Below are 14563 nucleotides of genomic sequence, written 5' to 3' on the forward strand. Positions count from 1 at the left end.
TTTCGTGACATCAGATCGGGAATAATCTTAACCTCTCTATTGTTTCGTTTTCCCTGCGATTTGTCATCAATCGCGGCGACAAAGTTTTACCCGTCGCAGCGTGACTGTTATGCTGCCCGCTACATTAAACAGGATGAAAGGAAAACCCATGACAACCCCGACTTTTGACACTATCGAAGCGCAGGCAAGTTACGGTATTGGCTTGCAGGTAGGCCAGCAGCTGAGCGAGTCTGGCCTCCAGGGACTGTTACCGGACGCGCTGGTAGCAGGCATTGCCGATGCGCTGGCGGGCAAACAGCCTGCGGTACCGGTTGATGTGGTTCACCGCGCGCTGCGTGAAATCCACGAACGCGCTGATGCAGTACGTCGCGAGCGCTTTGAATCAATGGCTGCGGAAGGCACCCAGTATCTCGAAGAAAACCGCGAGAAAGAGGGTGTGAACAGCACCGAAACGGGCTTACAGTTCCGCGTCCTGAAGCAGGGCGAGGGCGCAATCCCGGCGCGTACTGACCGTGTGCGCGTGCACTATACCGGTAAACTGATCGACGGCACCGTGTTTGACAGCTCCGTCGCGCGCGGCGAACCGGCTGAATTCCCGGTCAACGGCGTTATCGCAGGCTGGATCGAAGCGCTGACCCTGATGCCGGTGGGTTCCAAATGGGAACTGACCATTCCGCAAAATCTCGCTTACGGCGAGCGCGGTGCAGGTGCATCCATTCCGCCGTTCAGCACCCTGGTGTTTGAAGTGGAATTGCTGGAAATCCTGTAATTCCGTTGAACGATTCCTCTCCCTGCCTGGGGAGAGGAAGTCACAAAACAGCACATCCTCCATTCTTTTGCGCAATCCTGGTGTTTAATCTTGCAAATGCATTGATTGAGTGTATTTTTGTGAGCCTGTTCGCAGAAGCTGAGTGATATAACACTCACTTTAAACATAAATTTAACATTACCCCGAATTCGACGTATTCATCCCACCGATTCTTACCTACTATCGATGAGTCAAAAATCAAGGCATTGTCACGTAGTGACGTAATGAAAGGCCAGAAGAGCCTCAACAACACAGACAGGTACAGGAATAAATCACATGGTAGATCAGGTAAAAGTCGTTGCCGACGAACAGGCACCGGCTGAGCAATCTCTACGGCGTAATCTCACTAACCGTCATATTCAGCTTATCGCCATCGGCGGTGCTATCGGCACCGGGCTGTTTATGGGATCGGGTAAAACCATCAGCCTCGCCGGACCGTCGATCATTTTCGTTTATATGATCATCGGTTTTATGCTGTTTTTCGTTATGCGCGCCATGGGCGAGCTGCTGCTCTCAAATCTGGAATATAAATCGTTCAGCGACTTTGCCGCCGACCTGCTCGGGCCGTGGGCGGGCTATTTTACCGGCTGGACGTACTGGTTTTGCTGGGTGGTCACCGGCATGGCAGATGTGGTGGCGATCACCGCGTACGCACAATTCTGGTTCCCCGGTCTCTCAGACTGGGTCGCTTCGCTGGCGGTCATTTTGTTGCTGCTGAGCCTGAATCTGGCGACGGTAAAAATGTTCGGCGAGATGGAATTCTGGTTTGCGATGATCAAGATTGTCGCGATTGTGGCGCTGGTTATCGTCGGCCTGGTGATGGTCCTGACGCATTTTACCTCCCCGTCGGGCGTGGAAGCCTCTTTCGCTCATCTGTGGAATGACGGCGGCTGGTTCCCGAAAGGCATCAGCGGCTTCTTCGCAGGCTTCCAGATTGCGGTGTTTGCTTTTGTGGGCATCGAACTGGTGGGGACCACGGCGGCAGAAACCAAAGATCCGGAGAAATCCCTGCCGCGTGCGATCAATTCGATTCCCATCCGCATCATCATGTTCTACGTGTTCGCACTGATTGTGATTATGTCGGTGACGCCGTGGAGTTCCGTGGTTCCGGATAAGAGCCCGTTCGTTGAGCTGTTTGTGCTGGTCGGTTTACCGGCGGCGGCGAGCATTATCAACTTTGTGGTGCTGACCTCTGCCGCATCGTCGGCGAACAGCGGCGTGTTCTCAACCAGCCGTATGCTGTTTGGTCTGGCACAGGATGGCGTTGCGCCGAAAAGTTTCGGTAAGCTGTCAAAACGCGCGGTGCCGGCAACGGGCCTGACGTTCTCCTGCATTTGTCTGCTCGGCGGTGTGGTGATCCTGTTCGTGAACCCGAGCGTGATTGCCGCGTTCACCATGATCACCACCGTCTCGGCGATCCTGTTTATGTTCGTCTGGACGATTATTCTGTGCTCGTACCTGGTGTACCGCAAACAGCGCCCGGAACTGCATGAGAAGTCGATTTATAAAATGCCGCTCGGCAAGGTGATGTGCTGGGTATGTATGGCGTTCTTTGCGTTTGTGCTGGTGCTGCTGACGCTGGAGAGCGATACCCGTCAGGCGCTGATCGTCACGCCGCTGTGGTTTGTGGTGCTCGGTGTGTTCTGGCTGCTGGTAGGCAGGAAGCGCATCGCGGCAATGCGTAAATAACTACCCCTCACCCTAACCCTCTCCCCTGGGGAGAGGGGACAGAGCGGGCACGGAATCGAAACCTCCCTCTCCCTCAGGGAGAGGGCCGGGGTGAGGGTGAAAACTACTCCCCCGCCAGCGCCCGTGGGAACAGCACATTGTTCTCAAGGCTGATATGCTCCATCAGATCATCAATCAGCTCATTAATCCCGTTGTACATCGCTTTCCACGTCGTGCAGGCTTCCGGCGGCGGCGTCACATTATTGGTGGTGTGCTTAATCACCTCCAGCAGTTCGCCCGCATCGTCGTGCTCGCTTTCCATCACATTAATTGGCCCCGCCGCATGGCTGCCCATGCCCTGTTTGATCATCGGGAACAGGATCTGCTCCTCTTTCATCATATGACTGGAAAGTTCTTCATGCAGCATGGTCAGGTATTTGGCCAGGCCGCGCGGGACGTTGGGTTTATCCGCGTGAACGCGTTCCACTTTCGTGGCCTGCAGGATCAGTTCCGGTAACTGCTCGCGGTGACGGTCATGGTAGCGCACGATAATGTGATCGATGATGTCGCCCAGCGGTGCGGCGCGCCAGTCTTTTTCCACCGGCTGCGTAGCCAGTTCTGCCAGTTGAGCTTCAATCACCGCCACGTCAATTTCCTTGCGTGCCGCCGCTCGTTCCAGCGTTTGTTTACCACCGCAGCAGTAATCCATGTCGTACTGGCGGAACAGCGCGGACGCGCGTGGAATGGAAAGGGCAAGTTCACCTAAAGGTTGATCGCGAAAGGCCATGGCCGTTACCTCGTTAGTCAGAATATAAATTGCATTTTAAATGCATCTTTAAGGCGAAGATATAACCCTTTTGAGGCAAAGCCTGATTCCGTTGAATTTTGTGGTCTGCGTCACAAAAAAATCCTGTCCCTAACGCCTTGATCCTCTTGCAAAAGTCACAAAATCGTTTCTTTCTTGCGATTACTTCGTTAAACAAGCGTTAAAACCTGCCGATAAAGCTTCATTCAGACAATATCCTGCGGCTTACAAAAGGTTTTCAATGTTTAAACGTATAAAAGTTATAACCTTATTAATCATAGTGTTGTTAGTGTTCGGCGTAATGCAGCTGATCTCAGCGGGTATCTTTATCAGCGCCCTGAACAATGACAAATCCAACTTTACGGTTTCACAGTTATCCAGCCAGAACGTGGCGGAATTTACTGACGCCTGGATTAGCCTCAATCAGGCGCGCGTGACCCTTAACCGGGGCATGTTGCGTCTGCAAAGCAGCGCGGCGAGCCAGATTAACGGCGGGCAGCTCAGCGATCTGGTGAAGAACGCTAACAATCTGCTCAGTGACGCACAGAGCCATTTCGATAAGTACAACGCCCTGCCCGAAACGCCGGGACTGGATCCCCGTCTGGCTTCCGAGCTGGAAAAGCAGTACGGCATCTACTCCGCCACCCTGGCTGAAATGAACCGACTGTTAGCGGCGGGCGAGCTTGAAGCCATGTTTAAGCAAAACGCCGAACAAAAGCAGGTTGCGATGCAGGCCATCTATCATGACTGGCGTGAAGCGCAGGCGCTGCTTGCCAGCCGTGGTATTGCCGATAACGAAAGCGACTACCTGCGCATTCTGTGGATCCTGGGTGCGATGATGGTCATCGTGGTGGTCGTGATCGTGGCAAGCTGGAGCGCCATGCAGCGCGTGCTGCTCAAACCGCTGCACGAGGTGATGAACCACATCCGTCACATTGCCGCAGGCGATCTGACCCATGAGATCGACGCGGAAGGTAAAAACGAAATGGCCCTGCTGGCGCATAACGTGCGCGAAATGCAGCAGGCGCTGGTCAACACCGTTAGCGTCGTGCGCGATGGCGCGGACACCATCTTTACCGGCGCGGGTGAAATCTCCGTGGGCAGCAACGATCTCTCCTCGCGTACCGAGCAGCAGGCCGCCTCACTGGAAGAAACCGCCGCCAGCATGGAGCAATTAACCGCGACGGTGAAACAAAACGCCGACAACGCGCGTCAGGCGACGCAACTGGCGAAAAATGCCTCCGAAACCGCGCAGAAAGGCGGAGCGGTAGTGGATGGCGTGGTGCGCACCATGGACGAAATCGCCACCAGCTCCAGCAAAATCGCCCAGATCACCAACGTGATCGACGGTATTGCCTTCCAGACCAATATCCTGGCGCTGAACGCGGCGGTTGAAGCGGCGCGTGCGGGCGAGCAGGGGCGCGGATTTGCGGTGGTAGCGGGCGAAGTCCGCACCCTGGCGAGTCGCAGCGCGCAGGCAGCCAAAGAGATCAAAGCGCTGATTGATGATTCCGGGAGCCGCGTCGAAGCCGGTTCTGCACTGGTGAACGAAGCCGGGGAAACCATGGCAGAAATCGTCAATGCGGTGACCCGCGTGACTGACATCATGGGTGAGATTGCCTCGGCCTCCGATGAGCAAAGCCGCGGTATCGATCAGGTCGGCCAGGCGGTCGCGGAGATGGATCGCGTGACCCAGCAAAACGCCTCGCTGGTGGAAGAATCTGCGGCAGCGGCAGCCGCCCTGGAAGAACAGGCTGGCCGTCTGAATGACGCCGTGTCGGTATTCAAAATGAACCGCACGCCTGCGGGAAAAACGGCGAGCGTTAAGACTCCTCGCGCCACCGCAAAACCTGCCCAGACGCTGAACGACGCGAACTGGGAAACCTTCTAAACCCCGCGCCCGGCACAACCGTGCCGGGCTGTTACACCCGGCGCGGTTTCACCCGCACGGCAATCACCACGCCCGTCACCAGCAGCGCAATCCCGGTCGCCGTCAGCAGCGGAGGCAGACTCTGGCGCAGTAAAAAGGTATACAGCATCCCGGCCAGGGTTTCGAAAACGATCAGCGGCCCTAAAATCACCGTCGGTAGTTTCTGACTGGCGAGATTCCAGCACAGCGCGCCCACCCAGGAACAGAGCACGGCGATTGCCACCATCAGGGTGATAAACACCTCAGGCCGTGGGCCAAACGGCAGCGAAAACGCCGGGGCTTTTCCGTGCAGCCACAGACACGCGCCGATATACCCCGCCAGCGCGACCGGCAGCGTCACCAGACCCTGCGCCGTCGCCCACATCATCGGATGCTGCGTTGGATTTTCCCGCAGCCAGCGGGCATTACGCAGCGCGTACCACGCCCAGCAGCCGACCGACACGAACGCCAGCGCGATGCCCGAACCGTAACGCCAGCCGCTAAAATTGGGCAGACCGTGGCGGAGTTCAGCAACATTCACGCACACCAGCCCGATCAGAATACACACCAGCGCGGGAGCCAGTCGGTGCCACGGCAGCTTGCCGTCGCGCTGGCTGTAGAGCAGATTTGCCAGCACCGGCAACACCACCGGCAGCGTGCCGATGATCATGGTGGAAACCGGCGCGCCCGTGCGCTGAATAGCGCTGGCGAGACAGACGTAATAAATAAGGTTGCCCATCATGGTCAGCGCCAGCGCGGTCAGCCAGTCTTTAGGGCTGAGTTTGCGTAATCCCGCGCGCCCCAGCCACGCCAGCGGCACGGCGATAAGCCCCAGCGCCAGATAACGCCCGGTCGATTGCAGGATCGCCGGGTAATCGGGCACCATCAGCGGCCCGACAAAAATAAGTCCCCAGAACAGCCCTGCCAGCAGAGCGTACAGCACACCACTAATCATCTTCTTATCCGTATTGCGTCGTTGCGGGCAGTGTAGGGCAGGGCGGGCGGAGAATATTGTATGAGGTTGCGCATTAGCGGCGCGCGACCTGCTTCTGATAGCGCACCGGGGTAATGCCGTAGCGGCGGGTAAAGGCGCGCGTCAGATGCGACTGATCGGTTAGTCCGGTCAGCGCCGCGACGTCGGCGGCGGGCAGGCCTTGGGTCAGAAACTCTTTGGCACGCCACAAACGGATCGCCATCAGCATCTGATGCGGAGTGACGTGGAAGTGCGCTTTAAACTGGCGCTGAAAATGGTACGGACTGAGGGCGACCACGCCCGCCAGATCGTCAAGGGTAATGGTCTGCATATAGTTGTCGTGCAGGTAATCGCGCACGCGCTCAAAGCGATGCTTACCTTCGGCGGCGACAGGCGCATGACGCGCCAGCGGCTGAAAAGCCTCGATCAGATCGAGCAAATGACCGTTCTGCGCCAGCGGATCGTCGGTATGCCAGAGCGCATGGATCAGGCGGCAGATTTGCGTTGCCCGCAGGGGATCCTGGCGTGAGACATCGGCAAACCACCAGTCGCGAATGCCCGTCACCTGCTCCAGCCGCTCCGGTTGCAGATAAATCATCCGGTAGCGCCAGCCGTCGGCGGTGGCGGCCTCGCCGGTATGCAGTTCGTCGGGATTCATGGTGACAACGGCGTTGGCGGGGGCGACGTGGTGCGCGCCGCGATAGCGAAAACGTTCGGCCCCGGCTTCAATCGCGCCGATGCCGAAGGCTTCATGTGTGTGCGGTTCAAAGGCGTAACGCGAAATATGCGCATGATAAAGCTCCACGCCCGGCACCTGGGCCAGGTGGCGAAAGCATGCGCTGTCGGTCTTATCGCTGAACTGTTCGGGTACGCCTTGCACAATCACTCTCCGCGCGGGTCATCAGGTCATTATTAAGGATGACCCGCCGGGGTGCCACAAAAATTAACCAGTATGTAACACTTAAAGGATCGCTTTAACGCTCTCAGCAATCGGCGTGGTCGGGCGGCCAATGAGCGTGCTGAGGGTGCGGCTGTCGTCAAATAAACCGCCTTTCGATGCGCCAGTGTCGGAATCCGCCAGCATGTCAGCCAGTCCGTCCGGCAGACCAAAGCCTTTAAGCGCGGCGGCAAAATCGGCTTCGCTCAGGTTCTGATACACCACATTTTTACCGCTCTGTTTCGCCAGCTCAGCCGCCAGTTCACTCAGCGTATACGCGGAATCACCCGCGAGTTCATACACGTTGCCCGCGTGCCCCTCTTCGCTGATAACGCGCGCAGCGGCGGCGGCGTAATCAGCGCGGGGGGCGGAGGCGATTTTTCCCTCGCCCGCCGCGCCGATAAACACGCCGTGCGCCAGTGCCGCCGGTGCGCTGGCAAGATAGTTTTCGCTGTACCAGCCGTTACGCAGCAGCGCGTAAGGGATGCCGGAATCCGCGAGCATTTTTTCGGTTTCGACGTGCTCCGCGTGCAGGCCGAGCGGGGAGGTATCCGCATGCAGCAGACTGGTGTAGGCGATAAATTTGACGCCTGCGGCACGGGCGGCATTGATGACATTGCGGTGCTGGGCGGCACGCTGACCGACTTCGCTGGATGAAATCAGCAGCAGTTTTTCAACGCCTGCAAGCGCGGCGGTAAACGCGGCTTCATCGGTGTAATCCGCCTGGCGTACCACCACGCCCAGGCTTGCGAGCGCATCGGCTTTCGCCGGGTTACGCACGATAGCCACAATCTGGCTGACAGGAACGGTTTTGAGCAGGGATTCAATAACAAAATGGCCAAGCTGGCCGGTGGCTCCGGTAATCGCGATCATGGGAAACTCCTTCGGGTTTGCGTTGTGTTATGGCACACTAGCACCCTAACTAACTTTTAGTAAGTACGCACCCAAAGGTAAGTATGAAAACAGCCGATGAGAAATTAACCCTGACTGAGCAGATGCGTAACGGCAATTTATTTGCCGAACAGTGTCCGTCCCGCGACGTGCTTAAGCATGTCACCAGTCGCTGGGGCGTGCTGATTCTGGTGGCGCTGCGCGACGGCACGCACCGGTTCAGCGATCTGCGCCGCAAAATGGGCGGAGTGAGTGAGAAAATGCTCGCGCAAACTTTGCAGTGGCTGGAGCAGGACGGGTTTGTGAATCGGGTCTCTTACCCGGTTGTGCCGCCGCATGTGGAGTACAGCCTGACGCCGTTGGGTGAGCAGGTGAGTGAAAAAGTGGCGGCGCTGGCAGACTGGATCGAGCTGAATCTGCCGGACGTGCTGGCGATGCGTGACGGACGCGCGGCATAAGCCCGGCAGACAAACGCCGCCGGGCAGGATGCTTACTTCTTGCTTAAATCGATCTGGTAAATCGCAAAACCGATGTCGTCGCTGCCGACGTTTTTCATCGGGTACTGCGCTTTCTCTTTGATAAACGCCGCTGCTTTTTCTGACGGTGAGGTTTCAAAACGCACATCGACCGGTTTACCGATTGGGGCCAGACGCCAGTTGTTGTCGGCCGCCGGGTGGATCTCTCCACTGCGTGCCGACTCGTCGCTGATCCATTTCGCCAGCACCGAACGGTTTTCATCCGGTGACGCAAAGGCAATGTGGCTGTCGCCCGTTCCGGCAAACTTGCCGCCGTAAGCGCGATAGTTATTGGTCGCCACCAGGAAGGTTGCCTTCGGATCGATCGGCTTGCCGTTGAATGTCAGATTTTTAACGCGTTCGGCCTGCGGATTGACGCTCTGGCATTCGCCGTCGTAGCGCGCCGGTTGCGTCACGTCGATCTGGTATTCCACGCCGTCGATCACGTCAAAATTGTAAGTACGGAAACCGTCCCAGTTAATCAGCGACTGCGGTTTGCTGCTGTTCGGATCGATCTGGTTAAACTGCCCGGCGGAGCACTCCAGCCACTCCTTCACCTCTTTCCCGCTCACTTTCACCACCACCAGCGTGTTGGGGTAGAGATAGAGATCGGCGGCGTTGCGGAAGGTGAGCTGGCCTTTTTCTACTTCCACAAAACTGGCCGGATCGTTTTTACGTCCGCCCGCTTTAAACGGCGCGGCGGCAGAGAGCACCGGCAATTTCGCCAGATCCGGATCGCCCTGAATAAAGTGTTCAACGTAGGCTTTCTGGGCGTTGTTCACCACCTGCACGGTCGGATCGTCCTGCACCAGCGACAGATAGCTGTACATGTTGTCGGCAGATTTACCGATCGGCTTGCTGACAAACTCGCGCGTGGCGTCGTGATCGTGTTTGAGAATATCAACCAGCTTGCTGTCTTCTGCCACGAGCGATTTCTTCGCCGCGGCGTCGTAAATCGGGCGCGCTTCGGCTTTAGACTGCGCGACCTGCCATTTGCCGCCGTCGTTATTGAGCGTCAAATCCACCACGCCCAGATGATCGCCCCACATGCCAGGCATGACTGATGGCACGCCGTTCAGCTTGCCGTTGGCGATATCCGCGCCCTTGATGCTGGCGAAATCTTTGCCGGGGAACACGGCGTGCGCGTGGCCGAACAGGATGGCGTCCACGCCCGGCACTTCGCTTAAGTAGTACACCGAATTTTCTGCCATCGCCTGATACGGATCGGCAGAGAGCCCGGAGTGCGCGACCACCACCACCAGATCCGCACCTTCTTTGCGCATTTCCGGCACATATTTGCGCGCGGTTTCGGTGATGTCGTTCACGGTCACTTTGCCGCTCAGATTGGCTTTATCCCACGTCATGATCTGCGGCGGCACGAAGCCGATGTAGCCGATGCGCAGGGTATGCGTGTTGCCGTCTTTATCTTTCACCAGGGTGTCTTTGATGAGATACGGGGTAAACAGCGGCTTTTTGGTTTTCTCATCAATAATGTTGGCGTTAACGTAGGGGAATTTGGCCCCCGCCAGCGCACGGTGCAGGTAGTCCAGACCGTAGTTAAATTCGTGGTTGCCGAGGTTGCCGACCGCGTAGTCCAGGGTGTTCATCGCTTTGTAGACCGGATGCACATCGCCTTCTTTCAGCCCTCTGGCAGCCATATAATCCCCGAGCGGACTGCCCTGGATCAGATCGCCGTTATCCACCAGCACGCTGTTGGTGGCTTCCTGACGCGCGGCATTAATCAGGCTGGCCGTACGCACCAGACCGAATTTTTCCGTCGACGTATCTTTGTAGTAATCGAAGTCCATCATATTGCTATGCAAATCAGTGGTTTCCAGAATACGGAGATCCACCGTTGCGGCCTGCACGCTGGCGGCAATCAGCGTAGCAAGGAGCGTTGCGCTAAACTTAATCATCAGAGATGTCCTTTTTAGATCTGAGCCACAAAAGAGAATGTATGTACATTTTGTTGCTTACAGAATTGTGAATGTTGCCATAAAAAGAGGCGCGAGATCCGCAACCCTCATCACAGATGGCAGATTCACCCGCAATACGATATAAATAAAACAACGAGTTAGATCCCACTGTAATCAAAAAGAGGTGGATAATGTTAGAAGCTATTTGTCAGCTCGCGCGGGAAGCGGGCGATGCCATCATGCAGGTGTACGACGGACATCAGCCGATGGACGTCACAAGTAAAGTCGATGAATCCCCGGTCACCGCCGCCGATATCGCGGCACACACGCTGATTGTGCAGGGCCTGCAGGCGCTGACCCCGGATATCCCGGTGCTGTCTGAAGAAGATCCGCCGTCATGGGAAATTCGCCAGCACTGGCAGCGTTACTGGCTGGTCGATCCGCTCGATGGCACCAAAGAATTCATCAAACGTAACGGCGAATTCACCGTTAATATCGCCCTGATTGAGCAAGGAAAACCGGTGCTCGGCGTGGTGTACGCGCCGGTCTTAAAAGTGATGTATTGCGCGGCAGAAGGGAAAGCCTGGAAGGAAGAGAACGACACCCGCAAGCAGATCCAGGTGCGCGACGCCCGCCCGCCACGGGTGGTGATCAGCCGCTCACACGCGGCCAGCGACGCGGAACTGAAAGAGTATTTGCTGCAAATGGGCGAGCACCAGACCACGGCGATCGGGTCGTCGCTGAAATTCTGTCTGGTGGCGGAAGGTGAAGCGCAGCTTTACCCGCGCTTCGGGCCAACGAACATCTGGGATACCGCCGCAGGCCATGCGGTTGCTGCGGCTGCCGGGGCGCACGTCCATGACTGGAAAGGCAAAACGCTGGACTACACGCCGCGTGAATCCTTCCTCAACCCCGGCTTCAGGGTTTCTATTTACTGAGCAATTCGCGCAGCAGGGCGACCACCTGCTGCGCTTCTTCTTTCGTTAACGCCCCGTCTTTTGCCCACTGCACCCGCCCGTCTTTATCCAGCACGGCCACCGCAGAGCTTTCTTCATCGAGCTGCCACGCCTTACGCGTGACGCCGTCGCTGTCGATAATAAACTGTGACCAGGGGTAGAGTTTTTTATTGCTCTCAATGCTGCTGCGCACAAACATTGCCGAGCCTGGGATCGCGTCATCGGTGTTGATGATCGTGGTGGTCTGGTAACGATCGTGCGGCAGGTTGGCCGTCTTAATGGCTTCGATCAGCGCCGCGTTTTTCTCTTTTGCCGAGGTGCGTCCGGCAATATGCTGCACCAGTCGCACTTTTCCTGTTAATTGCGCGCTGTTCCATTTTTTATAGCTAAACTCATTGTTACTCAGGATCAGTTCTCCCCTGTCAGCAATGCCGACAGGCGGCACGCGCTGATTGTTCTCGAAGCGATGCGCCGAGGCGATCAGCGGCAGTAACAGGCAGGTTGCTACCAGTGTGTTGCGTAGGATCATGGTTATTCCTTTGTTGTGAGCAGGTGATCCGACCACTTGGTCATGACGATTTAATCATAAGTGCTATCAATGCTCTTTTCCCGCAAAGCAGATGCCAGTTTGCGGGCGAACGCACATATCTGTAAAAAAATGCGGACTTATACTGCCGTATTTTCAGCATGGAAAAGAATATTCTGAATAATTGTCATCAAACGGTAAATAAACTTATTCATACTGGGTATCAATGGCTTTCTGATCTATAGTCTTTGGGCAACAAAATTTGCGCTCAGTACCGTCGGACCGATTGTGGCACCGCGAGGGCGTAAGACTCAGCAGGAGATACAAGAATGAAAATTTTCCAACGATACAATCCGCTGCAAATAGCGAAGTACGTAAAAATCCTGTTCCGTGGACGGTTGTATATCAAGGACGTCGGCGCTTTCGAGTTTGATAAGGGTAAAATCCTGCTCCCGAAAGTAAAAGACAAGCAGCATTACTCTGTAATGTCTGAAGTTAACCGCCAGGTTCTGCGTTTGCAGTCCGACATGGCGTAATCGTTGTGCTATGCAGTAGTTCATTACGATAATAAAACGGCCCCTCAGGGGCCGTTGATGTTTTGGGCGTCATGCCGTGCAAGCGCGTTATTTTTTCTCGTCAGCAAAAATCTGGGCAAACATCGGCACCAGCCGTTTATTCCCGCTCTCGCTCAGATGATTATCATCCTGATAAAGCGGCTTGAGATCTTTACTCCCGGTACAGATATCGCCTGTACACAGCCAGGGCACCGGATCGAGCAGCTTCACATTACACTGGCGTGCCGCCTGCTCCTGTGCGTTGAGCACAAAATCGTTATGCTTTTTATAGGCCGCTACCGACGCGCTGATATCTATCGGCTTCTTGCCGGTCATAATGGCTCTGGCCAGCGTATTCGGCACGTTGACCGGCATTTCCGGCATCGGTTTCACCAGATACACAGGATGGCTGGCGCTTAATGAACACAGCTTTTCAACGAAAGCCTGGGTGAATTTGCGCTTTTCCGTTTCGCTGTCTTCCACCACGCTATTATCAAAACTGACCAGACGCTCATCAATATAATGGGCAGAGCGGTTAACAATAACCACGGGAACAGAAGGGGGATATTGAGTCAGCATCTTTTCCAGCGAATTATTAAAGTCATAACAATTCTTATGGCTTGGTTGCAGCGAACGGGCGCGGGATAAGGTCGGGCAGCCAGGATTAATTAATCCCACCACCGAGCTATTTTCACCGGCCGCCTCCGCTAAAGCCGTTGCGGTACTTTGCGCATGGCTGTCGCCAATAATAATGGCGCGTAATTTTCCTTCGCCATAATGACTGATAAACGATTTTTCATTGACCTGATGATTGGTGTTGCTGATTTCAGCCGTAATACTTTCAATCAGCGGTTTGTCTTTTGCATTAAGCCTGTCGCTGCGGGTCAGCATACTTAAGGTATAGATCAACGCCACGCTGCATAATAAAACCAGGCCAAACTGCGGGCGTGAGCAGGCGGTGAGAAATTTCTGCGACGGCTTTTCAAGGTATTTCCAGGATAACCATCCCAGTATCAGTGAGACGATAACGCCGCCCGTCAGCCATGCCGGACTATGGAGTTTTTCGGCATAATTAAGAAATACCACCACCGGCCAGTGCCATAAATAGATTGAGTAAGAGCTGAGGCCAATCCAGCGAATTTCCGGGCGATAGAAAAGCGGCAACGACTCAATGCGGGCGAGCAGCACCAGCATGGTGCCTACCACCGGGATCAGGGTCATCACGCCCGGCCAGCGCATCGTCGGGGACATAAAAGCAATGGCTGCGACAATTAACGCATAACCCAACAAGGCGCTCGCCCGGCGCACGCTATCCGGCAGCCGGGCATTTTGTGCCGCGTAGCAGACAATACCGCCGCACAGCATTTCCCACGCCCGAAATGGCATCAGGTAGAAGGGCGACGAGCTGTTTGCCAGTGGGTAAAGATAGCCTAAAGCAAAAGAGGCCACCGCCAGCACGGACAGCATGAAGACCGGCCGCATCACGCGACCAAAGCGGAACCAGGCCATTAACAGCAGCGGTAACAGCAAATAAAACTGCCACTCAACCGATAAAGACCAGGTGTGTAATATCCACGAGTCGTGGGAATCGGCGGCAAAGTAATTATTCGACTCTTTATTTAAGCGAATATTAGAAATAAACAAAATGACGTAGCCGAGATAATATCCCAGGCGTTTAAATTCGATATTCGGCAGCCAGTACCAGCCCAGCGCAAAAAGGAAAATGCACAGAAAAAACAGGGCGGGAATAATGCGCTTACATCGATTAATGTAAAAATCAATCAGGCGAAAGGACCCATTCTCAAGGCCGGTTGCCACTATTTTGGTCATCAAAAAACCGGAGATGACGAAAAAGACATCGACGCCCGCAAAGCCACCCGGCGCAAGCGAGGTCGGGAAATGGTAAAAAATCACCGCCAGGATCGCGATGCCACGCAGAAAATTTATGTCGTCTCTGAAACTCACTCGGGTGCGTTCAATGGGTTGAATCTTAAGTGACGAGTGATGTGCGTTAGTGGAGGTCAACATAAGTCCCATAAAAAATTTAACAACATTCATGGGCATTATATTTTAGTGGGGGACGGATAGATAGATTAAATGCTTGT

Annotated in this window: 13 protein-coding genes; 6 read left to right on the plus strand and 7 right to left on the minus strand. The window is 55.4% G+C overall.

The features are described from left to right. Positions 1-148: 148 nt before the first annotated feature. Positions 149-769 (plus strand): BamJ family beta-barrel-assembly machinery protein, encoded by a 621-nt coding sequence (fklB, locus tag BM373_RS11835; protein ID WP_177220149.1) that lies wholly within the window; start codon positions 149-151, stop codon positions 767-769. Between the two features lie 315 nt (positions 770-1084). Beyond that, positions 1085-2497, plus strand: coding sequence for a D-serine/D-alanine/glycine transporter (gene cycA, locus BM373_RS11840; RefSeq protein WP_090461649.1), 1413 nt, complete (start codon positions 1085-1087; stop codon positions 2495-2497). A 103-nt stretch (positions 2498-2600) separates the two neighbouring features. Here the strand turns inward: cycA and ytfE are convergent, their stop codons facing one another. Continuing rightward, positions 2601-3263 carry an iron-sulfur cluster repair protein YtfE gene (gene ytfE, locus BM373_RS11845; protein ID WP_090461650.1) on the minus strand — a complete coding sequence of 221 codons (663 nt, stop codon included), beginning with the start codon at positions 3261-3263 and terminating at the stop codon, positions 2601-2603. Between the two features lie 259 nt (positions 3264-3522). On the opposite strand from ytfE, the gene BM373_RS11850 reads away from it, so the two are divergent. Further along, positions 3523-5172, plus strand: coding sequence for a methyl-accepting chemotaxis protein (locus tag BM373_RS11850; protein ID WP_090461651.1), 1650 nt, complete (start codon positions 3523-3525; stop codon positions 5170-5172). A 31-nt stretch (positions 5173-5203) separates the two neighbouring features. On the opposite strand, the gene BM373_RS11855 is transcribed toward BM373_RS11850, so the two are convergent. From BM373_RS11855 to BM373_RS11865, 3 genes are all read right to left on the minus strand, one after another. Beyond that, positions 5204-6145 (minus strand): DMT family transporter, encoded by a 942-nt coding sequence (locus BM373_RS11855; protein ID WP_090461652.1) that lies wholly within the window; start codon positions 6143-6145, stop codon positions 5204-5206. Between the two features lie 73 nt (positions 6146-6218). After that, positions 6219-7043 (minus strand): AraC family transcriptional regulator, encoded by an 825-nt coding sequence (locus tag BM373_RS11860; RefSeq protein WP_090461653.1) that lies wholly within the window; start codon positions 7041-7043, stop codon positions 6219-6221. Positions 7044-7124: 81 nt separating this feature from the next. Next, positions 7125-7973 carry an SDR family oxidoreductase gene (locus BM373_RS11865; protein ID WP_090461654.1) on the minus strand — a complete coding sequence of 283 codons (849 nt, stop codon included), beginning with the start codon at positions 7971-7973 and terminating at the stop codon, positions 7125-7127. Positions 7974-8095: 122 nt separating this feature from the next. Here BM373_RS11865 and BM373_RS11870 point away from each other — a divergent pair, with 122 nt between their 5' ends. Beyond that, on the plus strand, positions 8096-8449 hold the full coding sequence (locus tag BM373_RS11870; RefSeq protein ID WP_371261112.1) for a winged helix-turn-helix transcriptional regulator: 354 nt from the start codon (positions 8096-8098) through the stop codon (positions 8447-8449). Positions 8450-8481: 32 nt separating this feature from the next. On the opposite strand, the gene BM373_RS11875 is transcribed toward BM373_RS11870, so the two are convergent. Continuing rightward, a complete protein-coding gene (locus BM373_RS11875) occupies positions 8482-10422 on the minus strand; it encodes a bifunctional 2',3'-cyclic-nucleotide 2'-phosphodiesterase/3'-nucleotidase (protein WP_090461656.1) in 1941 nt (646 codons plus the stop codon). Between the two features lie 191 nt (positions 10423-10613). Between BM373_RS11875 and cysQ the strand changes: the two genes are divergently transcribed. Beyond that, a complete protein-coding gene (cysQ, locus tag BM373_RS11880; RefSeq protein WP_090461657.1) occupies positions 10614-11360 on the plus strand; it encodes a 3'(2'),5'-bisphosphate nucleotidase CysQ in 747 nt (248 codons plus the stop codon). On the opposite strand, the gene BM373_RS11885 is transcribed toward cysQ, so the two are convergent. After that, positions 11350-11907 (minus strand): YtfJ family protein, encoded by a 558-nt coding sequence (locus BM373_RS11885; protein WP_090461659.1) that lies wholly within the window; start codon positions 11905-11907, stop codon positions 11350-11352. The genes cysQ and BM373_RS11885 overlap by 11 nt on opposite strands. 326 nt (positions 11908-12233) lie before the next feature. Here BM373_RS11885 and BM373_RS11890 point away from each other — a divergent pair, with 326 nt between their 5' ends. Next, positions 12234-12440 carry a DUF1107 domain-containing protein gene (locus tag BM373_RS11890; RefSeq protein ID WP_090461661.1) on the plus strand — a complete coding sequence of 69 codons (207 nt, stop codon included), beginning with the start codon at positions 12234-12236 and terminating at the stop codon, positions 12438-12440. Positions 12441-12527: 87 nt separating this feature from the next. On the opposite strand, the gene BM373_RS11895 is transcribed toward BM373_RS11890, so the two are convergent. Further along, a complete protein-coding gene (locus tag BM373_RS11895; protein ID WP_177220150.1) occupies positions 12528-14423 on the minus strand; it encodes an acyltransferase family protein in 1896 nt (631 codons plus the stop codon). Positions 14424-14563 lie beyond the last annotated feature (140 nt).

Origin of the sequence: Enterobacter sp. kpr-6 (assembly GCF_900116015.1) — a bacterium.
In the GTDB taxonomy this organism is placed as follows: domain Bacteria; phylum Pseudomonadota; class Gammaproteobacteria; order Enterobacterales; family Enterobacteriaceae; genus Enterobacter_D.